Genomic DNA, 24,268 nt, shown 5'->3' on the forward strand with positions numbered 1-24,268 from the left:
TCATAATGAAGCGATGAATGCCGAAGCCCTGAACGTGCCTGTCGCCCACCCTGCCACCTTGCCCATGGGCGCTGTGCGCCTGAGCGACTGGGGCGTGATCCGCGCCCAGGGCGCAGACGCCGCGAAGTTCCTGCACGGACAGCTGACACAAGACGTCGAACATCTGCCGGAGAGCGAGGTGCGCCTGGCCGGCTTCTGCTCGGCCAAGGGCCGGCTGCTGGCGAGCTTCGTGATGTGGCGCCGCGGGCCTGAAGAGGTGCTGCTGGCCTGCAGCGCCGATCTGCTGCCGGCCACGCTGAAGCGCTTGTCGATGTTCGTTCTGCGCGCGAAGTGCAAGCTCAGCGATGCCAGCGCCGAGCTGCCGCTGTGGGGCCTGGCCGGCGCAGCCGCAGGCTCGGCGGCGGCCTGGACGCGCAGTGAAAGCCCGGGCGGTGAACACCTCCAGTTGCCCGCCGCGCTGGTGGAAGGCCAGCCCGTGTCGAGAGCGCTGTGGGTCGGCACCCCCGACACGGCTCCCGCAGCCCCGGCTCTGGACCTCGCCACCTGGCAGGCGCTGGAGGTGCTCAGTGGCGTGGCGCGCATCGTGGCGGCCACCAGCGAGCAGTTCGTGCCGCAGATGGTGAACCTGGAACTGGTGGGCGGCGTGAACTTCAAGAAGGGCTGCTACCCCGGGCAAGAGGTGGTGGCGCGCAGCCAGTACCGCGGCACGCTGAAGCGCCGCGCCTACGTGCTGACCGGCGACACGCTGCTGCAGCCGGGGCAGGAAGTTTTCGTCGCCACCGAACCCGAGCAACCTGCCGGCATGGTGGCCCTGGCTGGGCAGTTGAGCGGCCAGCACGTGGCGCTGGTGGAAATGAAGATCGCAGCCGTCGAGGCCGGCGCGCCGCTGCACGCCGGCAGCGCCACCGGCCCGCAGCTGACGCCCGGTGCCCCGCCCTACGACCTGGCGCGCGACGACAGCTGAGCCCATGGCCCGCGAGATCTACGTCTACTGGAAGGTGCCGGCGCTCCACGCCGCAGCGGCCCAGTCAGCAGCGGCGGCTTTCGTGCAGCGCCTGAAGACCGAGCTGCCGGGCCTGGAGGTGCGCCTGCTGCGCCGTGCCGAAGAAGGCGGCGAACGCGTCACCTTCATGGAAACCTACCGCGCGGCCCTGCCCGGCATCACGCCCGCGCTGCAGGCCTTGATCGAAGCCCAGGCCGCCGCAGCCTACGCCGGCATCGGCCAGCCGGCGCGGCATGTCGAGGCTTTCATCGAGCTGGGCAGCGCCGCCGGCTGAGCGCCACGCTCACAGCACCCGCCGCATCGTCTGGTGCGGAATGCCGGCGGTCTGGAACACCTCGCCTTCCGGCGTGAAGCCGTGGCGCTCGTAGAAGCCCACGGCGGTGGTCTGCGCGTGCAGCACCATGGCCACGTCACCGCGCTCGCGTGCGGCCTGCATCAGCGCCTGCAGCACGGCACGCCCGTGCTGGCCACCCCGCACCGTGGCCAGCGTCGCCATGCGGCCCACCTGCGCCAGCCCGCGTGAGGGCTGCAGCAGCCGCCCGGCGGCCACCGGCACGCCCAGGCGGTTGAAGGCCACGGCGTGCACGGCCTCGGCATCGGCCTCGTCCACCACCAGCTCGGGCGCGATGCCCTGCTCGTCGACGAAGACCGGCTGGCGCACCTGCTGCGCGGCGGCGCCGAGCTGGGCCCAGGCGCCCACGCGCAGCTCCAGCACCGGCTCACCGGCTTCAAAGCCGTTGAGCACCCGCCGCAGCGCCTCGGGCACCGGGCGCGAGGTCTGCGTGGCCGGGTCGGCGAAGACGTAGACGATCTCGCCGTGCACCAGGCACTGCTCGCCGCGGAACACCGCCGCCTGGAAGCTGAGCGACGAGTTGCCGATGCGCGCGCAGCGCAAACCGACCTGCAGCACGTCGTCATACCGTGCCGAGCCCAGGTACTCGAGCGTGGCCTTGCGCACGTAGAGATCGCCGCCCAGCGCGTGCATGGTGTCGTGGTAGGGCAAGGCCAGCGTGCGCCAGTAGCCCGAGACGGCGGTGTCCACGTACATCAGGTAGTGGCCGTTGAAGACGATCTTCTGCAGGTCGACCTCGGCCCAGCGCACGCGCAGGCGGTCGAAGAAGCGGAATTCGCTGCGTTTCATGGGTCGGTGCTCCTTCAGGATTCACGCAGAACCGCAGCGGCGAAGTCCAGCGCGGCGCTGGCCTCCTTGAGCACGCGGCCCATCTTGATGAAGTCGTGCGTCATGCCGCGCACCAGCTCCAGTTGCACCGGCACGCCGGCGGCACGAAGGCGGTCGGCGTAGGCCAGGCCTTCGTCGACCAGCGGGTCGCACTCGGCAAGGATCACCGCGGCTGGCGCCACGCCGTCGACGTCGGCCTCCAGCGGTGCGAAGCGCCAGTCGTGGCGCTGTTCGCGGGCGATGTAGTGGTCGAAGAACCAGGTGATGGCTTCGCGGTCGAGCAGGAAGCCGTGGGCGAAGAGGTGGTGCGAAGGCGTGTCGGCCAGCGCCGTGGTGCCAGGCGTGATGAGCAACTGCAGCGCCAGCGGCAGGCGGTGGTCGCGCGCCAGCAGCGCGCAGACGGCGGCCAGGGTGCCGCCGGCGCTGTCGCCGGCCACGGCCAGGGGTGCAGCGGCCAGGCCGTGGCGCGCGGGGTCGGCGCTCAGCGCCTGCAGCGCGGCCCAGGCGTCGTCCACGGCGGCCGGGAAGCGGTGCTCGGGCGCCAGCCGGTAGTCCAGCGCCACCACGGTGCGGCCGCTGCGCAGGGCGAGCTGGCGGCACAGGCTGTCGTGCGTCTCCAGGCTGCCGATGACGAAGCCGCCCCCGTGCAGGTAGAGCAGGCCCGGGCCGGGCTCGTGGCTCGCGGCATACAGGCGTGCCGGGCGCGGTGTGCCGTCACCGCCGGGCAGCGACAGCGCCTGCACGCGGGCCAGCGGGGCGCGCGGGAAATCCAGCACCTCGGCCGCGGCGTCGTAAGCGGCGCGCGCCGCGACGGGGCTCATCGTGTGGAAAGGCTGGCGTTTGGCGCGGTGGATGCGGTCCAGCAGGCCGGCCATCTGGGGGGTGAGCAGGTTCGTGTTCAAGGCGGCGCGGAGCATACTTTCCCTTCTTCCCCCCAACGCCTTCGGCAGCGCTGCACATGGCCCGCATCCTCTACCTCACGCAGATCGACCTCGACCACGGCGCCGTGCGCCTCTTGCCCGAGGAATGCCAGCGCACCGGCATGGCCCGGCCTCTGGTGGTGACGGATGCCGGCGTGCGCGCCGCAGGCGTGCTGCAGGCGGCCCTGGATGCGCTGGGCACCCTGCCCCACGCGGTCTTCGACGGCACGCCCAGCAACCCGACCGAGGCGGCCGTGCGCGAAGCGGTGGATGTCTACCGCCGCGAAGGCTGCGACGGCCTGATCGCCGTGGGCGGCGGCAGCAGCATCGATCTGGCCAAGGGCGTGGCCATCGCCGCCACGCACCCGGGGCCGCTGGCCACCTACGCCACCATCGAAGGCGGCAGCCCGAAGATCACGCCCGCCGTGCCGCCGCTGATCGCCGTGCCCACCACCGCCGGCACGGGCAGCGAGGTGGCGCGGGGCGCCATCGTCATCGTCGACGACGGCCGCAAGCTCGGCTTCCACAGCTGGCACCTGATGCCCAAGGCCGCGCTGCTCGACCCCGAACTCACGCTGGGCCTGCCCCCGGGCCTGACGGCGGCCACCGGCATGGACGCCATCGCGCATTGCATGGAAACCTTCATGGCCCACGCCGTGAACCCGCCGGCTGACGGCATTGCGCTGGACGGCCTGGCGCGCGGCTGGGCGCACATCGAACGCGCCACGCGCGACGGGCAAGACCGCGAAGCGCGCTGGCACATGATGAGCGCCAGCATGCAAGGCGCCATGGCCTTCCAGAAGGGCCTGGGCTGCGTGCATTCGCTCAGCCACAGCCTGGGCGGCGTGAACCCGCGGCTGCACCACGGCACCTTGAATGCCATGTTCCTGCCTGCGGTGCTGCGCTTCAACGCGGCGGCGCCCAGCATGCAGGGCGAGCAGCGACTTCAGCGCATGGCACATGCGATGGGCCTGCCTGGCTGCGATGCCGAAGGCCATGCCGTGGCTGAAGCCGTGAAGGCCCTCAACGCCCGCCTGGGCCTGCCCAGCGGCCTGCGGGCCATGGGTGTCACCGAAGACCAGTTCGAGCGCATCGTCGACGGCGCCCTGGCCGACCACTGCCACAAGACCAACCCGCGCCTGGCCACGCGCAGCGACTACCTGGCGATGCTGCAAGCCTCGATGTAGCGGCGTCAGGGGCAGGCCATGCAGCCTGTCGCCGGACTCTGCAGCCTGTCGCATCCCCCGGGCGACGCGCCGGGTGCCTTGATATGGTGTGCTACATCACCAACACACCGCAGGCGCCCCATGCAGACCTGGCACGACAGACAACCGATCTACCAGCAGCTGGCCGACATCCTGGCGGCCCAGCTGCTCGACGGCGACCCCGAGGAAGGTGCACCCATGCCCTCTGTGCGGGCGCTGGCCGGGCGCTACCTGCTCAACCCGCTGACGGTCACCCGCGCACTGCAGGCGCTGGACGAAGAAGGCCTGCTCGAAGCCCGCCGCGGCCTGGGCCTGTACGTGACGGCCGGCGCCCGCGAGCGCCTGCGTGCCGCCGAGCGCGACCGCTTTCTCAACACCGAATGGCCGCTGCTGCGCGAACGCCTGCGCCGCCTGGGCATCGGTGCCGAACAACTGAACTGGGAGGAGCGTTGATGAACGCCGCTGAACCACGAGACCTGCTGGTGAGGGCCAGCCATCTGAATGTGCGCTACGGCGCCAAGCTGGCGGTGGACGACGTCAGCTTCACCATCCCCAAGGGTCGCGTGGTCGGCCTGCTGGGCCACAACGGCGCGGGCAAGTCGTCGCTGATGAAGGCCATGGTGGGCCTCGTCGACGTGGGCCAGGGCGCCGGTGAACTCACGGTGCTGGGCATGAACCCGCGGCCGCAGCGTGCGCAGTTGCTGGAACAGGCCTGCTACATCCCCGACGTGGCCATCCTGCCGCGCTGGGCGCGGGTGAGCGATCTCATCTCGCTGATGAGCGGCCTGCACCCGCGCTTCTCGGCCGACCGGGCCCGCGCGCTGCTGCGGCGCACCAGCGTCGGCCTCAACGACAAGGTCAAGACGCTGTCCAAGGGCATGGTGGTGCAGGCGCACCTGGCGCTGGTGGCGGCCATCGATGCCAAGCTGATGATCCTGGACGAGCCCACGCTCGGCCTGGATGTGCTCTCGCGCAAGGCCTTCTACGAGATGCTCATCGACGAATGGTGCGACGGCGAGCGCAGCGTGCTCATCAGCACGCACCAGGTGGAAGAGATCGAGAGCCTGCTGTCCGACGTGCTCATGCTCAACGAGGGCAAGCTGGTGCTCAGCATCAGCCTCGAAGACATGGAAAAGCGCTTCGTCGGCGTGAGCCACGACGCTGCGGTGGCCGAGCAGATCGCCGCCGCGCACCCGCTGCTGCGCTACCGCACCGGCAGCGGCAATGGCCAGTTCGGCAACGCCGCCATCTTCGACGGCCCGCCACCGGCCCACGTGCAGGCCCTGGGCCAGCGCATCCGCCCCAGTCTGGTCGACCTGTTCGTGGCGCTCACGCGCAAGCCCGAACTCGACCGCACCCAGTTCTGACCCTCGAACGCTGAAGAGGCCCCCAATGAACAAATTCCTTCCCTTGCTGCGGCGCGAGTGGCTGCAATACCGCTTCGGCTGGGCGCTGATGGTGGGGGTGCCGCTGGGCATCGCCCTGCTGCTGCTCTCTTTCGGCCAGATCCAGCTGGGCAGCGACGAGGCCTCGCAGGTCAACGACAAGCTGCGCCCGCTGCAACTGGCCTCGATGCTCTCGGTGGCTTCCATCGCAGGCAGCGCTGCCGTGCTTTTCATCATCGCCTGCTTCAGCTCGGTGATCATCGTCGCCGGCATGGCACGGCGCGACCACAGCGACCGCTCGGTCGAGTTCTGGCTGTCCCTGCCGGCCACGCACAGCGCCAGCCTCGCGGCGCCGCTGGTCGTGCACCTGCTGCTGGTGCCCGCCGCAGCCTTGCTGGCCGGCCTGGCCGGCGGCGTGCTGCTGTCGATGGTGCTGGTGGCGCGCGTGGTCGGCATCGCCGACTGGTTCGCGCTGCCGTGGATGGACGTGCTGCCCGCCATCGCGGCACTGACGACGCGCTTGCTGGCCGGCCTGCCGATGGCCGTGCTGTGGCTGTCGCCGCTGATCCTGCTGGTGGTGCTGCTCTCGGCCTGGTTCCGCAGCTGGTCGTGGGTGATCCTGGGCGTGGGCATCGGCCTCGGCAGCCAACTGCTGAACCGCCTGTTCGGCCAGCCCTTCCTGTCGGACATCACGGTGGGCCTGTTGCGCGGCGCCCGGGGTGCCCTGGTGCACGCCGGCCAAGGTTTCCAGATGGGGCCGGGCGAGGGCTCGCAGGGCCTGCAGCAGCTGCCGGCCTGGGCCCTGCAGGACTACCTGGCTGCCCTGCGCGATCTGCCCTCTCCGCTGCTGTTCGGCGGTCTGGTCTTCGCTGCCGGCTGCTTCTACCTGCTGGTGCGCTGGCGCGAGCGTGGTGCTGGTGCGGCAGGTTGAGCCGGCAGCACGTCGCGGGGGCGCGACAGGCGTGCCCCGGTGCGTCCCCACGCGGGGGGACGGAAATGGGCACGCGGGCGGTGCCTTCCGCACAAATCACGGACGGTCGCGACCCTCGCGTCAGATATGCGTCAAGCGGCCACGAAGCCCCGCCGGGCGGTGCTTTGGCAAGCCGGCAACGCATGCCATGATGGGTTCCAATGACGGCCTAGCCGTTGACCGTAGACCTTGAAGACCATGCTGCCCAAGACCCTGGCCCTCGTCGAAGACGATCGTGATTTCTCGGAGTTCCTGTCCCAGTACCTCCAAGGCCGCGGCATCCAGGTGCGCGTGTACGGCGACAGCAGCGACCTCCTCGTCGACGGCAGCGCGTTCGATCACGACTTCTACGTGCTCGACCTCACCTTGCCCGGCATCGACGGCGTCGACCTCGTCAAGCTGCTGCGCCGGCGCACGCAGGCCGGCATCCTGGTGGTGTCGGGGCGGGTGGCCTCGGATGTGTTCAGCCAGGTCATCACGGCCGGCGCCGACATGTTCCTGGCCAAGCCGGTGCAGTTCGAGCAGGTGGCGCTGGCCATCGAAGCGGTGCAACGCCGCGTGGCCTCGGGCAGCCCGGGTGTGGCGCCCTGGAAGCTGGACCGTCGCGCGCGGCAATTGGTGGCGCCTGACGGCATCCACGTCGACCTCAGCGAGGGCGACATGGCCGTGATGGAGTGCTTCGTGCAGGCCGCCGGTGAGCCCGTCACCCGCGAGACCTTGTGCGAACGCCTGGGCCTGCCGCCCGACGGCGACAACCTCAACGCCACCATCTACCGCTTGCGCCGCCGCATCGAGCGCGCCACGCCGGCGGTGGTGCCGCTGCAGTCGAAGTCGCGCGTCGGCTACGTGTTCCGCGCGCCCCTGCAGGCGGTCTGAGCCCGCCGCCGGCGGGTTCGATGCGGCGGCCACCGAAGCCACAGCGCCGTAACAGCGGGTAAACCCGAGGGGCGCTCGGGGCCAGGTTTCATAATCCGGCGCCATGACGATCACCCGCCGCCGAATTCTGCTTTCCACCAGCGCCGTGGCGCTCTCCGCACCCTGGGTGCGCCCCCGCGCCGCCGATACGTGGTTGATCGGCCAGTCTGCGCCGCAGACCGGCGTGCTGGCGCCCTCGAATGCAGAAACCACCGCTGCGGCGCGCCTGTACTTCGAGCGCCTGAACGCCCGGGGCGGCGTGCATGGCAAGCCTATCGAGCTGATCTCGATCGACGACGGCCAGGACGCCAAGCGCACGGCCGAGAACACGCAGAAGCTGCTGAACCAGGGCGTGCTGGGGCTGGCGCTGTACCGCACCACGCCTTCGTCCGAAGCCGCGCTGCCGCTGGCGCGCAAGGCCGGAGCCGCCTACATCGGCACGCAGGTCGGGCCGTCGATGCTGTACGACCCCAAGCTCAGCGAGGTGTTCAACACCCGCGCCCGCTACAGCGACGAGGTCAACCGTGCCGTCAACTTCTTCAAGAACCTGGGCCTGACACGCGTGGCAGCGCTGGTGGCCACCGATTCCTTCGGCAAGGACGTGCTGGCCGGTCTGCGCCAGGCCCTGGCCGGCGCGCAACTGGAACTGCTGGCGCAGGCGAGCATCGACAACCGCAGCGCCGACGTGACCGAGCAGATCGAACAGTTGCGCAAGGTCAACCCGCAGGTGGTGCTGCTGGTCAGCAACGCGAAGGCTGCGGCTGGTTTCGTCAAGGGTGCGCGTGCAGCGGGCTTCCAGCCCACTTTCGTGGCACTGTCGAACACGAGTTCGGCTTCGTTCGTGCAAGACCTGGGCAAGGCCGCCGAAGGCGTGGTGGTCACGCAGGTGATGCCCAGCCCCTACGCCGGCCGCGTGCGCGTGGTGACCGAGTTCCGCGAGGCCGTGGCCAAGGCGCCTGCGGTGCCGGTGTCGCACGCCGGGCTGCAGGGTTACGTGACAGCGAAGTTCATCCACGAGGCCATCCGCCGCGCCGGCCCGGGCGTGGACCGCGCGGGGCTGGTGGAGGGCATCAACCGCAGCGCCAGCTTCGACCTCGGCGACTTCACGCTGAACTACCCGCGCGACAGCCGCCAGGGCTCACGCCTGGCGGAGTTGACCGTCATCGGGCGCGACGGGCGCTTCATGTACTGAATGAAAAACGCCCGCCAGGCCGGCGGGCGTTTCGCAAGGCACGCTGCTTCAGCCGTGCTTGGCGTCGAAGAACTGCTCGTCTTCGGTGCTGCCCTTCAGCGCGGCCGTGCTGGCTTCGCGCTCGATGGTGGTGGTCACGGCGTCGAAGTAACCGGTGCCCACTTCGCGCTGGTGCTTCACGGCGGTGAAACCGCGCTCGGCGGCGGCGAATTCCTTCTCCTGCAGTTCGACGAAGGCGCTCATGTTGTTGCGCGCATAACCGTAGGCCAGGTCGAACATGCCGTAGTTCAGGCTGTGGAAGCCGGCCAGCGTGATGAACTGGAACTTGTAGCCCATGGCGCCGAGTTCACGCTGGAACTTGGCGATGGTGGCGTCGTCCAGGTTCTTCTTCCAGTTGAAGCTGGGGCTGCAGTTGTAGGCCAGCAGCTTGCCCGGGAACTTGGCGTGGATGGCGTCGGCGAAGGCCTTGGCGAAGGCCAGGTCGGGCTTGCCGGTCTCGCACCAGATCAGGTCGGCATAGGGCGCGTAGGCCAGGCCGCGGCTGATGGCCTGCTCCAGGCCGTTGCGGGTGCGGAAGAAGCCTTCCACCGTGCGCTCGCCGGTGCAGAAGGGCTTGTCGTTGTCGTCGACGTCGGTGGTGACGAGGTCGCCGGCTTCGGCGTCGGTGCGGGCCAGCAGGATGGTGGGCGTGCCCATCACGTCGGCGGCCAGGCGCGCGGCCACCAGCTTGCTCACGGCTTCACGGGTGGGCACCAGCACCTTGCCACCCATGTGGCCGCACTTCTTGGCGGCGGCCAACTGGTCTTCGAAGTGCACGCCGGCGGCGCCCGCGTCGATCATGGCCTTCATCAGCTCGAAGGCGTTGAGCACGCCGCCGAAGCCCGCTTCGGCATCGGCCACGATGGGCGCGAAGTAGTCGATGTCGTTCTTGCCTTCGCTCCACTGGATCTCGTCGGCACGCTTGAAGGTGGCGTTGATGCGCTTGACGACCTTGGGCACCGAGTCCACCGAGTACAGGCTCTGGTCGGGGTACATCTCGCCGTTGCTGTTGGCGTCACCGGCCACCTGCCAGCCGCTCAGGTAGATGGCCTTCAGGCCGGCCTTGACCTGCTGCATGGCCTGGTTGCCCGTGAGCGCGCCCAGGCTGTTGACGAAGGGCTCGGTGTTGATCAGGTTCCAGAGCTTCTCTGCGCCGCGCTTGGCCAGCGTGTGCTCGATCTGGATGCTGCCGCGCAGGCGCACCACGTCTTCGGCGGTGTAGCCGCGCTGGATGCCTTTCCAACGGGGGTTCTCGGCCCAGTCTTTTTTCAGGGCTTCAACTTGCTGCTGGCGGGTGAGGGTCGTCATGGCGTCTTCTCCAAGGGGCAGTGAATGAACTCGGGGTGGCTGAAGTGGGTGCCGAAGCACTGAACCAACACCTTCAGCGTAGTCCTGCCGGGCCGGCTTGTGAAGACCTATGTCTTATATAAGACAGTAGATTAAAGTGTTATAAATCAATGACTTACGGATGCATTTCGTATTACGGTATGACTTTCTTCCGTATGGTGAATTTTGCTGCGCTGCAAAACGCCAGCAATCCGCATTGTGAAATCAGGATGATGCGATGCGGAAACTCCAGCCCGCACCGGGCTGCGTGGTGAGCGCCAGCGCGTGGCGGCCGCTCAGCGCCCCGCGGCGAAGGCCATCCAGCGTGCGTAGATGCGGCGCGCCAGCGCCTGCTGCACGGGCAGGCGCTCAGCGGTGTCGGCCAGCATGGCGGCCGGCCGCTGCACGCTGGTGGGTGGCAGGCCTTCGAACCATGCTTCCTCGTTCTCCAGCGCCCAGTAGCGCAGCTTGTTCTCGTCCACCTCGACGTGGAACTGCATGGCCAGGTGCGGCCCCAGCGCAAAGGCCTGGTGCGGGCAAGCCGGGCTCTGCGCCAGCCACACCGCGCCGGGCGGCAGGCCGAAGGTTTCGCTGTGCCAGTGGTAGACATGCCGCTCGCCTTCAGGCCCGAACCAGGCTTGCGCCTCCGGGGCCTTGTGCACCTGCAGCGGCTGCCAGCCGATCTCGGGCGCGGGCGAGGCGGTGACGGCTGCGCCCAGCGCGCGCGCCATCAGCTGCCCGCCCAGGCAGTGGCCCAGCGTCGGCACGCCAGCCTGCACGGCCTGCAGGAACAAGGCTTCCGCACGGCGCAGCGAAGGCAGGTCGTCATTCGCACTCATCTCGCCGCCCAGGATGGCCAGCGCGCCATAGCCGCTGAGCGATGCAGGGAACTCCTGACCCGCCTGGGTGTTGTAGACCTCGTGCGCGAGCCCCTGGGTCTGCAGCCAGGTCTGCAGGTAGGCGGGCCCGTCGGTGTTGAGGTGCTGCAGGATGAGCACGGGGCGCATGGTCATGCCGGCGCCACGAAACGGGGTCGGGCGCTCTCTATGATGGACCGCCAGTGTGCCCGCAGCGCGCGGCACCTGCAGCGCGCCCCACCGACCTCTGCCCCACCGCCATGACCGCCTTCGCCTTTCTCTCCGACTCCGGCTTCCTCAAATGCGGCGCGCCCGGCGCCACCACGCCCTACGCCGTGGCCGGCGTGGCCTGGGACGGCAGCACCACCAACCGGTCAGGCGCGCGCATGGGGCCGCGCGCCATCCGCAGCGCCAGCCACATGCTGTGCGACGGCACGCACCCGCACTTCGACCTGAGCCCGGTAGAAGCCCTGGGCGATGCCGGCGACCTGCCCTTGCCCAACACCTCGCTGGAAGGCATGCGCGCGGCGCTGCAGCCGCTGGCCGCGCAGCTGATCGCCCGCTACCACATGGCCTGGCTGGGCGGTGACCACTCCATCACCCTGCCTTTGCTGCGCGAGTACCGCAAGCAACTCGGCCGGCCTCTGGCGGTGATCCATTTCGATGCGCACTGCGACACCTGGGTCGACCACTTCGGCGAGCCCAGCGGCCACGGCACCTGGGTCTACGAGGCCATGCAGGAGGGCCTGGTGGTCGATGCCTGTTTCACGCAGATCGGCATCCGCTCGGCCGGCGAGCGCGAGGCCCGCGAATACGTGGCCACGCGAGGCGGCCAGATCTTCACCGCCCGTGCGCTGCGCGGGCTGGAAAGCCCGGCGCAGCTGGCCCCGGTGCTGCAGGCCATCCGCCAGCGCCTGGCCGAACATGGCAACCCGCCCGTCTACCTGAGCCTCGACATCGACTGCCTCGACCCCGCCTTCGCCCCCGGCACCGGCACGCCCGAGCCCGGCGGCCTGAGCAGCAACCAGGTGCTGACCATTCTGGAAGAACTGGCCGATCTGCCCTTCGTGGGCATGGACTGCGTGGAGGTGGCACCGCCCTACGACCACGCCGAACTCACGAGCCAGGCCGCTGCGCACTTCGTCTGGACCTACCTTTGCGGCCGGCTGGCGCACCGCCCTTCGCAGCCGCTGGTCTAGACTGGCCTCACCCTCCCCGCCCCGCCCCAGCCCTGGAGACCGCCATGAACAAGGCCCTCGACCCCGCCCTGATGCAAGCCGCCGAGGCCATCGGCTCCCACGTCGCCACGCCCGACCTGGGCGCCTACTGGATGCCCTTCACGGCCAACCGCCAGTTCAAGCAAGCCCCGCGCCTGCTGGCGCGAGCCAGCGGCATGCACTACTGGGACGTGCAGGGCCGCGAGGTGCTCGATGGGGTGGCGGGCCTGTGGTGCGTGAACGCCGGCCACAACCGCCCGCGCATCACCGCGGCCATCCAGAAGCAGGCGGCCGACATGGACTTCGCGCCGCCTTTCCAGATGGGACACCCCAAGGCCTTCGAACTGGCCTCGCGCATCGTGCAGATCGCCCCAGCGGGCATGGGCAAGGTCTTCTTCGCCAACAGCGGCAGCGAAGCCGTGGACACCGCGCTGAAGATGGCCCTGGCCTACCACCGCGTGCGCGGCGAAGGCACGCGCACGCGGCTGCTGGGTCGCGACCGCGGCTACCACGGTGTGAACTTCGGCGGCATCTCGGTGGGCGGCATGGTGGGCAACCGCAAGCACTTCGGCCTGGCGGTGGCCGGCGTGGACCACCTGCGCCACACGCACGACCCGGCCCGCAATGCCTACAGCAACGGCCAGCCCGCGCACGGCGCCGAGTTCGCTGACGATCTGGAAAAGCTGGTGGCCATGCACGATGCCAGCAACATCGCCGCCGTCATCGTGGAGCCCATCGCGGGCAGCACCGGCGTGCTGGTGCCACCCATGGGCTACCTGCAGAAGCTGCGCGAGCTGTGCACCAAGCACGGCATCCTGCTGATCTTCGACGAGGTCATCACCGGCTTCGGCCGCACCGGCGCGCCCTTCGCGGCACAGACCTTCGGCGTCACGCCCGACCTCATCACCTGCGCCAAGGGCCTGACCAACGGCGCCGTGCCCATGGGCGCGGTGATCGCGAAGGACGAGATCTACGAGACCTTCATGCAGGGTCCGGAACACATGATCGAGTTCCTGCACGGCTACACCTACTCGGGGCACCCGCTGGCCTGCGCCGCCGGCCTGGGCACGCTGGACACCTACGCCGAAGAAGGCCTGCTCACGCGTGCCGGGCCGCAGGGCGATGGCATCGCGGCCTACTTCGCGCAGGGCGTGCATTCGCTCAAGGGCGAGCCGCACGTCATCGACGTGCGCAACCACGGGCTGGTGGGCGGCATCGAGTTGCAGGGCATCGCGGGCGAGCCCACGAAGCGCGCCTTCTCGGTCTTCCTCGACTGCTGGGCGCAGGGCGTGCTGATCCGCACCACGGGTGACACCATCGCGCTCTCGCCGCCGCTGATCATCGAGCGCGGCCACGTCGACCGCATCGTCGAGACCATCCGCACGGCCCTGCGGCGCGCTGCCTGAGGCGCCGCAGCCCGGAACCCCGGCCCGCGCCGCCGCAGGCCAGTCGCCTCATGCCGCTGCTGGACACCGACCTCAGCCTCGCCAAGCACAGCTATTACGCCGCCACCGCGGCGCCGGGGCCGGCCTGCCCGCCGCTGCAGGGCGAGGTGGTGGCCGATGTCGCCATCGTCGGCGGCGGCCTCGCGGGCCTGAGCGCCGCCATCGACCTGCAGCGCCGTGGCCGGCGCGTGGTGCTGCTGGAAGCGCGCGAGATCGGCTTCGGCGCCAGCGGCCGCAACGGCGGGCAGGCCATCCACGGCCTGGCCTGCGAGCAAGACACCATCGAAGCGCAGCTGGGCCTGGACGAAGCGCGGCGCGTCTGGGCCATGTCCATCGAGGCGCTGGACCTGCTGCGCGAGCGCATCGATGAGCACGGCATCGCCTGCGATTGGCAAGACGGCTACCTGGGCCTGGCCACCACCGCCCGCAAGGGCGCGGCGCTGGCTGCGAGTGCCGAGCGCACGCGCCGGGTGTATGGCTATGCACTGCAGGACGTGCCGCACGCCGAGGTGGGCCGCTGGATTGCCAGCGAGCGTTTCCACAGCGGCGTCTACGACCCGCGCTCGGGTCACCTGCACCCGCTGAAGTACACGCGCGGCCTGGCCGCGGCGGCGTTGCAGGCCGGTGTGCAGATCCACGAACACAGCCCGGTGCTGGCCTTGGAGCCGGGCGCCACGCCGGTACTGCGCACCCCGCAGGGCCGGCTGCGCGCCAGCCAGGTGCTGCTGGCCGGCAACGTCTACCTGCACACACCCGCAGCCCCTGGCGCACCCCTGCTCGCACCGGGGCTGGCGCCGCGCGTGATGCCCGTCGGCACGTACATTGCGTGCACCGAGGTGCTGCCTGAAAGCCTGGCGCGCAGCCTCGTACCCAGCCAAGCGGCCGTCTGCGACACCAACTTCGTGCTCGACTACTTCCGCCCCACCCCCGACCACCGCATGCTCTACGGCGGCCGCGTGAGCTACAGCACCGTGCCGCCGGCCGACCTGGCGCACAGCATGCGTCAGCGCCTGCTGGCGAGTTTTCCGCAGCTGGCGCCGCATCGCATCGAGTTCGCCTGGGGCGGCTTCGTCGACATCAGCCTGAACCGCGCGCCCGACTTCGGCCGCCTGCCCGCGGCCAGCGCTGGCGCGCCGCAGAACGTGTATTACCTGCAGGGCTTCTCGGGCCACGGCCTGGCGCTCACCGGGCTGGCCGGGCGGCTGGTGGCCGAGGCCATGTGCGGCGACAGCAGCCGCTTCGACGTCTTCGCCCGGCTGCGCCACCAGCCCTTCCCAGGCGGGCCGCTGCTGCGCACGCCGGCGCTGGTGCTGGGCATGGCCTGGTACCGCTTGCGCGACCTTCTGGGATGAACCCACCTCACGAGATCTCCATGGCCCCCATCGTCCTCGTCAGCAGCTGCAACCGAACGCTCGGCGAACACCCCTTCCACATCGCCGGGCGCAAGTACGTCGATGCGGTGCGCCTGGCCGGTGCCATGCCGCTGATCGCCCCGCCCTTCGCCGAGCACGAACTGCCGGCCTTGCTGGACGCCGCGCACGGCGTGCTGCTCACCGGCTCGCCCAGCAACGTGCACCCCTCGCACTTCGGCGAGGCGGTACACGACCCGAGCCTGCCGCTGGACCCCGAGCGCGACGCCTGGACGCTGCCGCTCATCCGCCTGGCGCTGGCGCGCGGCTTGCCGCTGCTGGCCATCTGCCGCGGCACGCAGGAAACCAACGTGGCGCTCGGCGGCACGCTGCACCAGGCCGTGCAAGAGCAGCCGGGCCTGAACGACCACCGCGCCGACGGCAGCCAGCCCGCTGCCGTGCAGTACGGCCCGGCGCACCCGGTGGACGTGGTGCCGGGCGGGCTGCTGGCCGGCATCACCGGCCGTGCCAGTTTCGAGGTGAACTCGGTGCACGGGCAGGGCATCAAGCAACTGGCCGAAGGGCTGCGCGTCGAAGCCGTGGCGCCCGACGGCCTGGTGGAAGCCTTCTCGATACCTGAAGCGCCAGGCTTCAACCTCTGCCTGCAATGGCACCCCGAATGGCAGGCCGCCGGCAACCCGGTGTCGATGGCCCTGTTGCGGGCGTTTGGCGAGGCGGTGCGTCAGTACCGCGACCGTGTGCGGGGCCCCTTGCCTCAGGCTTCGACGCCAGCCTGAACCCCGCCCCTGATGCCACCCCCTGCCCCCGAGGCCCCCATGATCGCCAGAGACCATTTCACCTTCGCCGAGCTCGAACAGTGGCTCGACCAGAACCGCGTGACCGAGATCGAGTGCCTGGTGCCCGACCTCACCGGCGTGGCGCGCGGCAAGATCCTGCCGCGCCAGAAGTTCACCGAAGACCGCGGCATGCGCCTGCCCGAGGCCGTGGTGGCCATGGGTGTGACGGGCGAGTTCCCGGAAGAAGGCCCGTACTACGAGGTCATCAACCCCACCGACCGCGACATGCACCTGCGGCCCGACCCGAGCACGGTGCGCATCGTGCCCTGGGCCACCGACCCCACGGCGCAAGTCATCCACGATTGCTACGACCGCGAAGGCATGCTCGTGCCCTTCGCGCCGCGCAGTGTGCTGCGTCACGTGTGCGACCTCTTCGACGCCCAAGGCTGGGCGCCTGTGGTGGCGCCCGAACTCGAGTTTTACCTGGTGGCGCGCAACACCGACCCCGACGTGCCGCTGAAGCCGCCCGTGGGCCGCAGCGGCCGCGCCGAGACCAGCCGGCAGGCCTACAGCATCGACGCCGTCAACGAGTTCGACCCGCTGTTCGAGGACGTCTACGCCTATTGCGAGCGCATGGAGCTGAACGTCGACACCCTCATCCATGAGGTGGGCGCGGGGCAGATGGAGATCAACTTCTTCCACGCCCACCCGCTGGGGTTGGCCGACGAGGTGTTCCTCTTCAAGCGCACGGTGCGCGAGGCCGCGTTGCGCCACGACATGTTCGCCACCTTCATGGCCAAGCCCATCGCGGGCGAGCCGGGCAGCGCGATGCACATCCACCAGAGCATCGTCAGCAAGGCCACGGGCCAGAACATTTTCAGCAACCCCGATTTCACGGCCAGCAAGGAGTTCTACTGGTACATCGGCGGGCTGCAGAAGTACATCCCGGCGGCCATGGCGCTCTTCGCGCCCTACGTCAACAGCTACCGCCGCCTGGTGCGCAGCAACGCCGCGCCCATCAACATCCAGTGGGGCACCGACAACCGCACCGTCGGCATCCGCAGCCCGGTGGCCGGCGCGGCGGCCCGGCGCGTGGAGAACCGCGTGATCGGCGCCGACGCCAACCCCTACGTGGCGCTGGCTGCCACGCTGGCCTGCGGCTACCTGGGCATCATGAACAAGATCGAGCCCAGCCCCGAGTGCAAGGGCGACGCCTACCTCGGCGATTTCCAGCTGCCGCGCAGCCTGGGCGAAGCGCTGTCGCTCTTGCGCGAGGAAAAGGACCTGGCCGCGGTGCTGGGCAAGGAGTTCATCACCGTCTACACCGAGGTGAAAGAGATCGAATACGCCGAGTTCATGAAGGTGATCTCGCCCTGGGAACGCGAGCATCTGCTGCTCCACGTCTGAAAGCCCGCCCATGAACGCCCCCCGCACCACCGCCGAGTTGCAGGCCGCCGACAGCGCGCACTTCCTGCACCCCTTCACCGACTTCCAGGGCCTCGCCCGCAAAGGCGCGCGCATCATCGAACGCGCCGAGAACATCTACCTCTGGGACACCGAGGGCCACAAGATCCTCGACGCGATGAGCGGCCTGTGGTGCGTGAACGTGGGCTACGGCCAGAAGGCGCTGGTGGACGCTGCGACGAAGCAGATGCAGCAACTGCCCTTCTACAACGCCTTTTTCCAGACGGCCACGGTGCCCGCCATCGAACTGGCCGAACGCCTGGCGCAGGTGACGCCGCCGCAGTTCCAGCACGTCTTCTTCAGCAGCAGCGGCAGCGAGAGCAACGACACCATCGTGCGCATGGTGCGTCGCTACTGGGACGTGCTGGGTCAGCCACAGCGCAGCATCATCATCAGCCGCCACAACGCCTACCACGGCAGCACCATGGCCGGCGCTTCGCTGGGCGGCATGATCGGCATGCATGCGCAGGGCGGGCTGCCCATCCCCGGCATCGTGCACATCGAGCAGCCCTACTGGTGGGACCACGGCCGAGAGCAGGGCCTCACGCGCGAGGCCTTCGGCCTGCAGGCGGCGCACTGGCTGGAAGAGAAGATCCTCAGCAGCGGGCCAGAGAACGTGGCCGCCTTCATCGGCGAACCCATCCAGGGCGCGGGCGGCGTGATCATCCCGCCCAGCACCTACTGGCCCGAGGTGCAGCGCATCTGCCGCAAGTACGGTGTGCTGCTGGTCAGCGACGAGGTGATCTGCGGTTTCGGCCGCACCGGGCAGTGGTTCGGCTGCGAGACGATGGGCTTCGAGCCCGACCTGATGACCTTCGCCAAGGGCGTGACCAGCGGCTACGTGCCCCTGGGCGGCGTGATGGTGGGCGAGCGCGTGGCGCGGGTGCTCATCGAGCAGGGCGGCGAGTTCAACCACGGCTACACCTACAGCGGCCACCCGGTGGCCTGTGCGGTGGCGCTGGCCAACATCGGGCTCATCCAGGAGCTGAAGCTCGTGGAGCACGTGCGCGAAGACGTGGGCCCGTATCTTGCACAGGCCTACGCGCAGCTGGCCGAACACCCGCTGGTGGGTGAGGCGCAGACCTGCGGCTTGATGGGGGCATTGCTGCTCGTGAAGGACAAGGCCCGTGGCACCGCGTTCCCGGAAGCGCTGGCGATGGGCATGGTCTGCCGCGGCCACTGCTTCCGCGAAGGCGTGATCATGCGTGCCGTGGGCGACCGCATGATCATCGCGCCGCCGCTGGTGATCACGCGCGCGCAGATCGACGAGATGGTCGCGCTGATCCGCCGTTGCCTCGATCTGACACTCGCCGACGCCGTGAAGCACGGCTGGCTGCACTGAAGCGGTGCAAGGCCTGCCCCGTTGCTAGACTCGCGCCCGCCCTGATTTCTGCCCTGCCCCCTGCCCACCGGACCGCACCACCTTTGGAGCCTGACCGCATGACGCCGAAACTGCCCGTTCGCGCCCTCGCCCACACGCTGGCGATCTCTCTGGCCGCTGCCCTGGCGCTGGGCGCCACCGCCGCGCAAGCGCAAGAGGAGGAGAAGGTCCTCAACATCTACAACTGGTCGGACTACATCGCGGAAGACACCATCCGCAACTTCGAGCGCGAAACCGGCATCAAGGTGCGCTACGACAACTTCGACAACAACGAGATCGTCCACGCCAAGCTCGTGGCGGGCAAGACGGGCTACGACATCGTCATCCCCAGCTCCAACTGGGCCAAGCTGCAGATGGACGGCGGCCTGCTGCGCAAGCTGGACAAGAGCCAGCTGCCCAACCTGAAGAACCTCGACCCCGCCGTGCAGGCGCAGCTGGCGCGCATGGACCCAGGCAACGAGTACATGGTGAACTGGCTGTGGGGCTACACCACGGTGGGCATCAACGTCGACAAGGTCAAGGCCACGCTCGGCAGCATGCCCATGCCCGAGAACGTGTGGGACCTCGTCTTCAAGCCCGAGTACATCAGCAAGCTCAAGAGCTGCGGCGTCAGCATGCTCGACAGCGCCAGCGAGGTGGTGCCCGCCGCGCTGCACTACCTGGGCAAGCCCAGCTTCAGCAAGAACCCCGCCGACTACGCCGCCGCGGCGCAGCTGCTCAAGCGCATCCGCCCGCACGTGACGCTGTTCTCCAGCAGCGGCTACATCAACGACATGGCCGGCGGCAGCATCTGCCTGGCCTTGGGCTGGAGCGGTGACATCAACATCGCCCGCCAGCGCGCCATCGACAACAAGAGCGGCCAGAAGATCGAGGCCCTCATTCCCAAGACCGGCGGCCTGCTCTTCTTCGACGTGATGGTGATCCCGGCCGATGCGCCGCGCCCCGGCAACGCGCACAAGTTCATCAACTACATCATGCGCCCCGAGGTGCACGCCGGCTTGACGAACAAGGTGTTCTACGCCAACCCGAACGCGGCCTCCAGGGCGCTGGTCAAGCCCGAGGTGGCGAACAACCCGACGGTGTTCCTGTCGGCGGCCGACATGGCCAAGATGATCCCGCCCGATTCGCTGAACAACGACCTGCGCCGCCTGATGACGCGCACCTTCACCTCGTTCAAGACAGGTCTGTGATGGCACCAGCGCAGCCGGCGTTTCTGCAGATCCAGAACGTCGTCAAGGACTTCGGCGGCTTCAAGGCCGTCAACAACGTCAGCCTCGACATCGCCAAGGGCGAGATCTTTGCCTTGCTGGGCAGCAGCGGCTGCGGCAAGAGCACGCTGCTGCGCATGCTGGCGGGCTTCGAGACGCCCACGTCCGGGCGCATCGTGCTCAACGGCCAGGACCTGGCCACGCTGCCGCCTTACCAGCGCCCGATGAACATGATGTTCCAGAGCTACGCGCTCTTCCCGCACCTGACGGTGTGGGAGAACATCGCCTTCGGCCTCAAGCGCGAAGGCCTGCCGCGCGCGCAGATCGCCGAGCGCGTGGAAGCCATGCTCAAGCTGGTTCAACTGGGCAAGCTGGCGCAGCGCAAGCCGCACCAGCTCTCGGGCGGGCAACAGCAGCGCGTGGCGCTGGCGCGCAGCCTGGCCAAGCAGCCGCAGATGCTGCTGCTGGACGAACCGCTGGGCGCGCTGGACAAGAAGCTGCGCGAGCAGACGCAGATCGAGCTCGTGAACATCATCGAGCAGGTGGGCGTGACCTGCGTGATGGTCACGCACGACCAGGAAGAGGCCATGACCATGGCCAGCCGCATCGCCATCATGAGCGAGGGTCGCTTCCTGCAGGTGGGCGCGCCGGGCGACATCTACGAGACGCCGGCCACGCGCTTCGTGGCCGACTTCATCGGCAACGTCAACCTGATGGACGGCACGCTCGACCACGACGACACCGACCACTGCATCATCGGCTGCGCCGACTGCAAGCACTACGTGGGCCACGGCATCACGGGCACGGAAGGCATGCCGGTGTCGGTGGCCCTGCGCCCCGAGAAGATTGCCCTGCAGCGCGACAAGCCCGAGGGCGTGCCCGGCAAGGACGGCGACTTCAACATGGTGCAGGGCACCGTGAAGGAAATGAGCTACTTCGGCAGCTTCACCGTCTTCCACCTCAAGCTGGCCAGCGGTGCGGTGCTGAAGGTCAGCCAGGCCAACACGCAGCGCCACGCCGACGAGACCTACACCTGGGGCGACACCGTCTGGGCGCACTGGTCGCCCTCGGCCCACGTGGTGCTCACGGCCTGAGCGGGCGCAGCCGCCATGCAAGCCTTGCGCAGTCTCTTCAGCGGCCGCGGTCTGGTGATCGCGGTGCCTTTCCTGTTCCTGATCGTCTTCTTCCTCGCGCCTTTCCTCATCGTGGGGAAGATCAGCGTCTCGGAGATGGAGACGGTCACCTTCAAGGACATCGTCACCTACAGCGAGGGTGTGCTGCAGCTCAGCATCAAGCTCAGCAACTACATCTTCATCACGCAAGACTCGCTGTACTTCAAGACCTACCTCGCCAGCCTGCAGTACGCGGCAGCCACCACGGTGCTGTGCCTGCTGATCGGCTACCCCTTCGCCTACTTCATGGCGCGCGCCAAGAGCACAGTGCAGCCGGTGCTGCTGATGCTGGTGATGCTGCCCTTCTGGACGAGCTTCCTGCTGCGCGTGTATGCCTGGCGCGGGCTGCTCACCGAAGGCGGCTGGGTCTCGGAGGCGATCATCGCCCTGGGCCTGGACCGCGTGCTCTACGCGCTGGGGCTCATTGCCACGCCGGGCACGCTGATGCACACGCCGTTTTCACTGGTGCTGGGCATGACCTACACCTACCTGCCCTTCATGATCCTGCCGCTGTACGGCAACCTGGCGAAGATGGACCTGCGCCTGCTGGAAGCCGCCGCCGACCTGGGCGCCACGCCGTGGACGGCCTTCTGGAAGATCACCGTGCCGCTGAGCAAGGCCGGCATCATCGCCGGCAGCATGCTGGTGTTCATTCCCTGCGTGGGCGAATTCGTCATCCCCGAACTGCTGGGCGGGCCCGAGACGCTGATGATCGGCCGCGTGCTGTGGGACGAGTTCTTCAGCAACAACGACTGGCCCATGGCCAGCAGCGTGGCCGTGGTGATGGTGCTGCTGATCATCGTGCCGCTGGCCATCTTCAACAAATACCAGGCTGAAGCGCAGGAGGCCCGGAAATGAAGGCCTCCAACTTCAACCGCTGGTTTGGGAGGGGCTGGCTGGCCGCCGTCTTCGTCTTCCTCTACCTGCCCATCGTGGCGCTGGTGGTCTTCTCGTTCAACGATTCGCCCATCCCCAACGTCTGGCGCGGCTTCACGCTCAAGTGGTACGAAGCCCTGGCGCGCGACACCGAGATGCAGCAGGGCCTGTGGCTGAGCCTGAAGATCGCCTTCATGACAGCCTGCGGCTCGGTGGTGCTGGGCACGCTGGCCGCCTTTGCACTGGTGAAGTACAAGCGCTTCACCGGCCGCACGGTGTTCAGCGGCATGGTCAACGCGCCGCTGGTGATGCCCGAGGTGGTGGTGGGCCTGAGCCTGCTGCTGATGCTGGTGAGCGTGCAGCGGGCCTTGGGCTTTCCCGAGCGCGGCATGATGACGATCTGGCTCGGCCACCTGCTGCTGGGCATGGCCTACGCGGCGGTGGTGGTGCAGAGCCGGCTGCAGGACCTGAACCCGCAGCTGGAAGAAGCCGCCATGGATCTGGGCGCGCGCCCGCACCAGGTGTTCTGGCTGGTGACGTTGCCCATGATCGCGCAGAGCCTGGTCTCGGCCTGGCTGCTCACCTTCACCATCAGCCTCGACGACGTGGTGCTCTCGGCCTTCCTCTCGGGCCCGGGCAGCACCACCATGCCGCTGGTGATCTTCTCGCGCGCGCGGCTGGGCCTGAACCCCAGCGTCAACGCCGTGGCCACGATCATCGTCGTGGTGGTGGCGGTGGGCGTGGTGCTGGCCAGCTACCTCATCGCGCGGCAGGAGCGCCGGCGTCAACAAGAAATGGCAGCGGCCAACCGCGGCTGACAACCTTCAACACGGAGAACCCATGGACAAGCGTTTCGCCCCCACCGCGCTGGTGCTGGCCCTGGCCGCTGCCTTGCCGGTGCACGCCCAGAGCAATGAAGAACTGCTCAAGGAATTGCGCGCGCTGCGCGACCGCGTGAACCAGCTCGAGCAGAAGCTGCAGCAGCAACAGCAGGCGCCGGCTCCGGCGCCCGTGCCGGCCGGCCAATGGGGCATGACGCCCGAGCAGGCGCGTGAACTCGCGCGCGTGGCCACCAAGGCCGAGGCGATGCAGGACAACTTCAGCGACCAGGGCTTCAAGGGGCTGAAGATCTCGGGCCAGATGGACCCGACCTTCATCTACAACAAGCGGCTGAACAACAGCGGCTTCGTCTTCCTGAACGGCGAGAGCGCACGCTACACCTACGACAACACCTACTTCGGCATGGTCGTGCTCGATTTCGACAAGGAAACCGAGGGCGGCACCAAATGGCGCCTGACGCTGGCGCCCGAGCGCGGCACCGGCGCGCTCACCAACAGCGGGAGCATCGTGCACGAGGCCTCGGTCTCCATCCCGCTGGGCGACTTGCAGACGCGCCTGTGGCTGGGCCAGATCCCCGATTGGACGGGCTACGAGATCACGCTGCCCGCGGGCAACAAGCTGATCACGCACAACCTGCTGTTCGACTTCATGGCGCCCACCAACTACACCGGCGCCGTTCTCGATGTCACCCGTGGCAAGTGGTGGGCGCGCGTGGGCCTGGCCAACGTGAACACCGCGCGCAAGGCGCCGGGCAACAACGCGCCGGCACTGATCTACCGCGTGGACTACTCCAAGGGCGAGTTCGACGGCTTCGGCTTCACCGGCCTGCACGGCAAGGCAGCCAACTTCGCGGCCACGGGCACCTGGCAGCGCGACACCGGCACGGTGGACGCCAACGGCGACCCCATCTTCGAAGAGGCCGGGTTTGCCAGTGCCGGCAAGGACACCGACGTGCATCTGTTCGAGGTCGATGCGTACTACATCCGCGGCGACCTCTCGCTCTACGGCCAGCTCAGCTATGGCCAGCAGAAGGGTTCGGCCATCTACAACAGCGACGGCCAGCTGCGTGATGCGCGCTGGTGGGGCCTCTCGGGCACCGTGGCCTACAAGTTCACGCCGCGCCTGGAGGGCGTGCTGCGCGCCGACTACATCGACAACAAGAAGAACGGCGGCGGCCTGCTCGGCTACAGCTTCGACGACGGCATCAACGGCATCGGCCGCGGCCTGAACGCCGACATGAGCTACGCCAAGGGCGCCACGGTGGGCACCAACCGCTACGCCCTCACGATGGGCCTGAACTACCGCTTCGACGAAGACTCTCTCTTCAAGGTGGAGTACCGCATCGACGGTGCTTCGCAGCCCGTGTTCCTGAACTCCACCGCCACCAGCGTGAGCAAGACCAACCACTTGTTCGGCGCTTCGATGGTGGTGAGCTTCTGAATCCCGCGGCCTGATGGCCGCCTGGAGGCGGGCGGGGGCCACCCCGGCCCGCCTTTGTTTTGCCCGGCCCCACAAGAACGAACGGAG

General features: G+C 68.7%; 23 protein-coding genes. 19 read left to right on the forward strand and 4 right to left on the reverse strand.

Annotation, left to right across the window (positions count from 1 at the left end):
• The first annotated feature begins 13 nt into the window (after positions 1–13).
• Positions 14–964, forward strand: coding sequence for a CAF17-like 4Fe-4S cluster assembly/insertion protein YgfZ (gene ygfZ, locus EOE66_RS09620; RefSeq protein WP_375137471.1), 951 nt, complete (start codon positions 14–16; stop codon positions 962–964).
• Positions 965–968: 4 nt separating this feature from the next.
• Positions 969–1,277, forward strand: coding sequence for a DUF4936 family protein (locus EOE66_RS09625; protein WP_128228483.1), 309 nt, complete (start codon positions 969–971; stop codon positions 1,275–1,277).
• Between the two features lie 9 nt (positions 1,278–1,286).
• Here EOE66_RS09625 and EOE66_RS09630 read toward each other — a convergent pair whose 3' ends face one another.
• Together EOE66_RS09630 and EOE66_RS09635 are read right to left on the reverse strand one after the other, a co-directional pair.
• Positions 1,287–2,144 (reverse strand): YbgC/FadM family acyl-CoA thioesterase, encoded by an 858-nt coding sequence (locus EOE66_RS09630; RefSeq protein WP_128228484.1) that lies wholly within the window; start codon positions 2,142–2,144, stop codon positions 1,287–1,289.
• Positions 2,145–2,158: 14 nt separating this feature from the next.
• Positions 2,159–3,058 (reverse strand): alpha/beta hydrolase, encoded by a 900-nt coding sequence (locus tag EOE66_RS09635; protein WP_128228973.1) that lies wholly within the window; start codon positions 3,056–3,058, stop codon positions 2,159–2,161.
• Positions 3,059–3,141: 83 nt separating this feature from the next.
• On the opposite strand from EOE66_RS09635, the gene gbd reads away from it, so the two are divergent.
• From gbd to EOE66_RS09665, 6 genes are all read left to right on the forward strand, one after another.
• Positions 3,142–4,290 (forward strand): 4-hydroxybutyrate dehydrogenase, encoded by a 1,149-nt coding sequence (gene gbd, locus EOE66_RS09640; protein ID WP_128228485.1) that lies wholly within the window; start codon positions 3,142–3,144, stop codon positions 4,288–4,290.
• Positions 4,291–4,410: 120 nt separating this feature from the next.
• On the forward strand, positions 4,411–4,761 hold the full coding sequence (locus EOE66_RS09645) for a GntR family transcriptional regulator (protein ID WP_128228486.1): 351 nt from the start codon (positions 4,411–4,413) through the stop codon (positions 4,759–4,761).
• Positions 4,761–5,675: an ABC transporter ATP-binding protein gene (locus tag EOE66_RS09650; RefSeq protein ID WP_128228487.1), complete on the forward strand. Its 915-nt coding sequence runs from the start codon at positions 4,761–4,763 to the stop codon at positions 5,673–5,675. The genes EOE66_RS09645 and EOE66_RS09650 overlap by 1 nt, the downstream gene beginning before the upstream one ends.
• Before the next feature lie 25 nt (positions 5,676–5,700).
• Entirely contained in the window at positions 5,701–6,624 is a 924-nt protein-coding gene (locus EOE66_RS09655) for a hypothetical protein (RefSeq protein ID WP_128228488.1), read from the forward strand.
• Positions 6,625–6,861: 237 nt separating this feature from the next.
• Entirely contained in the window at positions 6,862–7,539 is a 678-nt protein-coding gene (locus EOE66_RS09660; protein ID WP_128228489.1) for a response regulator transcription factor, read from the forward strand.
• A 103-nt stretch (positions 7,540–7,642) separates the two neighbouring features.
• Positions 7,643–8,770, forward strand: coding sequence for an ABC transporter substrate-binding protein (locus EOE66_RS09665; protein WP_128228490.1), 1,128 nt, complete (start codon positions 7,643–7,645; stop codon positions 8,768–8,770).
• A 48-nt stretch (positions 8,771–8,818) separates the two neighbouring features.
• Here EOE66_RS09665 and aceA read toward each other — a convergent pair whose 3' ends face one another.
• Both aceA and EOE66_RS09675 read right to left on the reverse strand, forming a co-directional pair.
• Complete coding sequence (aceA, locus tag EOE66_RS09670) at positions 8,819–10,117, reverse strand: isocitrate lyase (RefSeq protein ID WP_128228491.1); 1,299 nt, start codon at positions 10,115–10,117, stop codon at positions 8,819–8,821.
• Positions 10,118–10,431: 314 nt separating this feature from the next.
• Positions 10,432–11,148: a type 1 glutamine amidotransferase gene (locus EOE66_RS09675; RefSeq protein WP_245478978.1), complete on the reverse strand. Its 717-nt coding sequence runs from the start codon at positions 11,146–11,148 to the stop codon at positions 10,432–10,434.
• 104 nt (positions 11,149–11,252) lie between these two features.
• Here EOE66_RS09675 and EOE66_RS09680 point away from each other — a divergent pair, with 104 nt between their 5' ends.
• The 11 genes from EOE66_RS09680 (at position 11,253) to EOE66_RS09730 (ending at position 24,181) form a co-directional block, all read left to right on the forward strand.
• A complete protein-coding gene (locus tag EOE66_RS09680; RefSeq protein ID WP_128228492.1) occupies positions 11,253–12,191 on the forward strand; it encodes an agmatinase in 939 nt (312 codons plus the stop codon).
• A 71-nt stretch (positions 12,192–12,262) separates the two neighbouring features.
• Complete coding sequence (aptA, locus tag EOE66_RS09685) at positions 12,263–13,615, forward strand: omega-aminotransferase AptA (protein WP_245479019.1); 1,353 nt, start codon at positions 12,263–12,265, stop codon at positions 13,613–13,615.
• A gap of 50 nt (positions 13,616–13,665) precedes the next feature.
• Entirely contained in the window at positions 13,666–15,006 is a 1,341-nt protein-coding gene (locus EOE66_RS09690; RefSeq protein WP_128228494.1) for an NAD(P)/FAD-dependent oxidoreductase, read from the forward strand.
• A 20-nt stretch (positions 15,007–15,026) separates the two neighbouring features.
• Positions 15,027–15,800, forward strand: coding sequence for a gamma-glutamyl-gamma-aminobutyrate hydrolase family protein (locus EOE66_RS09695; RefSeq protein ID WP_245478979.1), 774 nt, complete (start codon positions 15,027–15,029; stop codon positions 15,798–15,800).
• A gap of 39 nt (positions 15,801–15,839) precedes the next feature.
• A complete protein-coding gene (locus EOE66_RS09700; RefSeq protein ID WP_128228496.1) occupies positions 15,840–17,207 on the forward strand; it encodes a glutamine synthetase family protein in 1,368 nt (455 codons plus the stop codon).
• 10 nt (positions 17,208–17,217) lie between these two features.
• Positions 17,218–18,606, forward strand: coding sequence for an aspartate aminotransferase family protein (locus EOE66_RS09705; protein ID WP_128228497.1), 1,389 nt, complete (start codon positions 17,218–17,220; stop codon positions 18,604–18,606).
• A gap of 98 nt (positions 18,607–18,704) precedes the next feature.
• Positions 18,705–19,835, forward strand: coding sequence for a polyamine ABC transporter substrate-binding protein (locus tag EOE66_RS09710; protein ID WP_128228498.1), 1,131 nt, complete (start codon positions 18,705–18,707; stop codon positions 19,833–19,835).
• Complete coding sequence (locus EOE66_RS09715; protein WP_128228499.1) at positions 19,835–20,947, forward strand: ABC transporter ATP-binding protein; 1,113 nt, start codon at positions 19,835–19,837, stop codon at positions 20,945–20,947. Before EOE66_RS09710 ends, EOE66_RS09715 begins: the two co-directional genes overlap by 1 nt.
• A gap of 15 nt (positions 20,948–20,962) precedes the next feature.
• On the forward strand, positions 20,963–21,883 hold the full coding sequence (locus tag EOE66_RS09720; protein ID WP_128228500.1) for an ABC transporter permease subunit: 921 nt from the start codon (positions 20,963–20,965) through the stop codon (positions 21,881–21,883).
• Positions 21,880–22,719 (forward strand): ABC transporter permease, encoded by an 840-nt coding sequence (locus tag EOE66_RS09725; protein WP_128228501.1) that lies wholly within the window; start codon positions 21,880–21,882, stop codon positions 22,717–22,719. Before EOE66_RS09720 ends, EOE66_RS09725 begins: the two co-directional genes overlap by 4 nt.
• 22 nt (positions 22,720–22,741) lie before the next feature.
• Positions 22,742–24,181, forward strand: coding sequence for a DUF3138 family protein (locus tag EOE66_RS09730; RefSeq protein ID WP_128228502.1), 1,440 nt, complete (start codon positions 22,742–22,744; stop codon positions 24,179–24,181).
• The last annotated feature ends 87 nt before the right edge of the window (positions 24,182–24,268 follow it).

It is taken from the genome of Rubrivivax rivuli (assembly GCF_004016505.1).
Classification (GTDB): Bacteria; Pseudomonadota; Gammaproteobacteria; order Burkholderiales; family Burkholderiaceae_C; genus Rubrivivax; species Rubrivivax rivuli.

What these genes read in the sequence shown, in the direction of transcription:
- ygfZ (WP_375137471.1), top strand. Translation starts at nt 14, where the DNA reads ATGAATGCCGAAGCCCTGAACGTGCCTGTCGCCCACCCTGCCACCTTG.
- EOE66_RS09625 (WP_128228483.1), top strand. Translation starts at nt 969, where the DNA reads ATGGCCCGCGAGATCTACGTCTACTGGAAGGTGCCGGCGCTCCACGCC.
- EOE66_RS09630 (WP_128228484.1), bottom strand. Translation starts at nt 2,144, where the DNA reads ATGAAACGCAGCGAATTCCGCTTCTTCGACCGCCTGCGCGTGCGCTGG.
- EOE66_RS09635 (WP_128228973.1), bottom strand. Translation starts at nt 3,058, where the DNA reads ATGGCCGGCCTGCTGGACCGCATCCACCGCGCCAAACGCCAGCCTTTC.
- gbd (WP_128228485.1), top strand. Translation starts at nt 3,142, where the DNA reads ATGGCCCGCATCCTCTACCTCACGCAGATCGACCTCGACCACGGCGCC.
- EOE66_RS09645 (WP_128228486.1), top strand. Translation starts at nt 4,411, where the DNA reads ATGCAGACCTGGCACGACAGACAACCGATCTACCAGCAGCTGGCCGAC.
- EOE66_RS09650 (WP_128228487.1), top strand. Translation starts at nt 4,761, where the DNA reads ATGAACGCCGCTGAACCACGAGACCTGCTGGTGAGGGCCAGCCATCTG.
- EOE66_RS09655 (WP_128228488.1), top strand. Translation starts at nt 5,701, where the DNA reads ATGAACAAATTCCTTCCCTTGCTGCGGCGCGAGTGGCTGCAATACCGC.
- EOE66_RS09660 (WP_128228489.1), top strand. Translation starts at nt 6,862, where the DNA reads ATGCTGCCCAAGACCCTGGCCCTCGTCGAAGACGATCGTGATTTCTCG.
- EOE66_RS09665 (WP_128228490.1), top strand. Translation starts at nt 7,643, where the DNA reads ATGACGATCACCCGCCGCCGAATTCTGCTTTCCACCAGCGCCGTGGCG.
- aceA (WP_128228491.1), bottom strand. Translation starts at nt 10,117, where the DNA reads ATGACGACCCTCACCCGCCAGCAGCAAGTTGAAGCCCTGAAAAAAGAC.
- EOE66_RS09675 (WP_245478978.1), bottom strand. Translation starts at nt 11,148, where the DNA reads ATGACCATGCGCCCCGTGCTCATCCTGCAGCACCTCAACACCGACGGG.
- EOE66_RS09680 (WP_128228492.1), top strand. Translation starts at nt 11,253, where the DNA reads ATGACCGCCTTCGCCTTTCTCTCCGACTCCGGCTTCCTCAAATGCGGC.
- aptA (WP_245479019.1), top strand. Translation starts at nt 12,263, where the DNA reads ATGCAAGCCGCCGAGGCCATCGGCTCCCACGTCGCCACGCCCGACCTG.
- EOE66_RS09690 (WP_128228494.1), top strand. Translation starts at nt 13,666, where the DNA reads ATGCCGCTGCTGGACACCGACCTCAGCCTCGCCAAGCACAGCTATTAC.
- EOE66_RS09695 (WP_245478979.1), top strand. Translation starts at nt 15,027, where the DNA reads ATGGCCCCCATCGTCCTCGTCAGCAGCTGCAACCGAACGCTCGGCGAA.
- EOE66_RS09700 (WP_128228496.1), top strand. Translation starts at nt 15,840, where the DNA reads ATGATCGCCAGAGACCATTTCACCTTCGCCGAGCTCGAACAGTGGCTC.
- EOE66_RS09705 (WP_128228497.1), top strand. Translation starts at nt 17,218, where the DNA reads ATGAACGCCCCCCGCACCACCGCCGAGTTGCAGGCCGCCGACAGCGCG.
- EOE66_RS09710 (WP_128228498.1), top strand. Translation starts at nt 18,705, where the DNA reads ATGACGCCGAAACTGCCCGTTCGCGCCCTCGCCCACACGCTGGCGATC.
- EOE66_RS09715 (WP_128228499.1), top strand. Translation starts at nt 19,835, where the DNA reads ATGGCACCAGCGCAGCCGGCGTTTCTGCAGATCCAGAACGTCGTCAAG.
- EOE66_RS09720 (WP_128228500.1), top strand. Translation starts at nt 20,963, where the DNA reads ATGCAAGCCTTGCGCAGTCTCTTCAGCGGCCGCGGTCTGGTGATCGCG.
- EOE66_RS09725 (WP_128228501.1), top strand. Translation starts at nt 21,880, where the DNA reads ATGAAGGCCTCCAACTTCAACCGCTGGTTTGGGAGGGGCTGGCTGGCC.
- EOE66_RS09730 (WP_128228502.1), top strand. Translation starts at nt 22,742, where the DNA reads ATGGACAAGCGTTTCGCCCCCACCGCGCTGGTGCTGGCCCTGGCCGCT.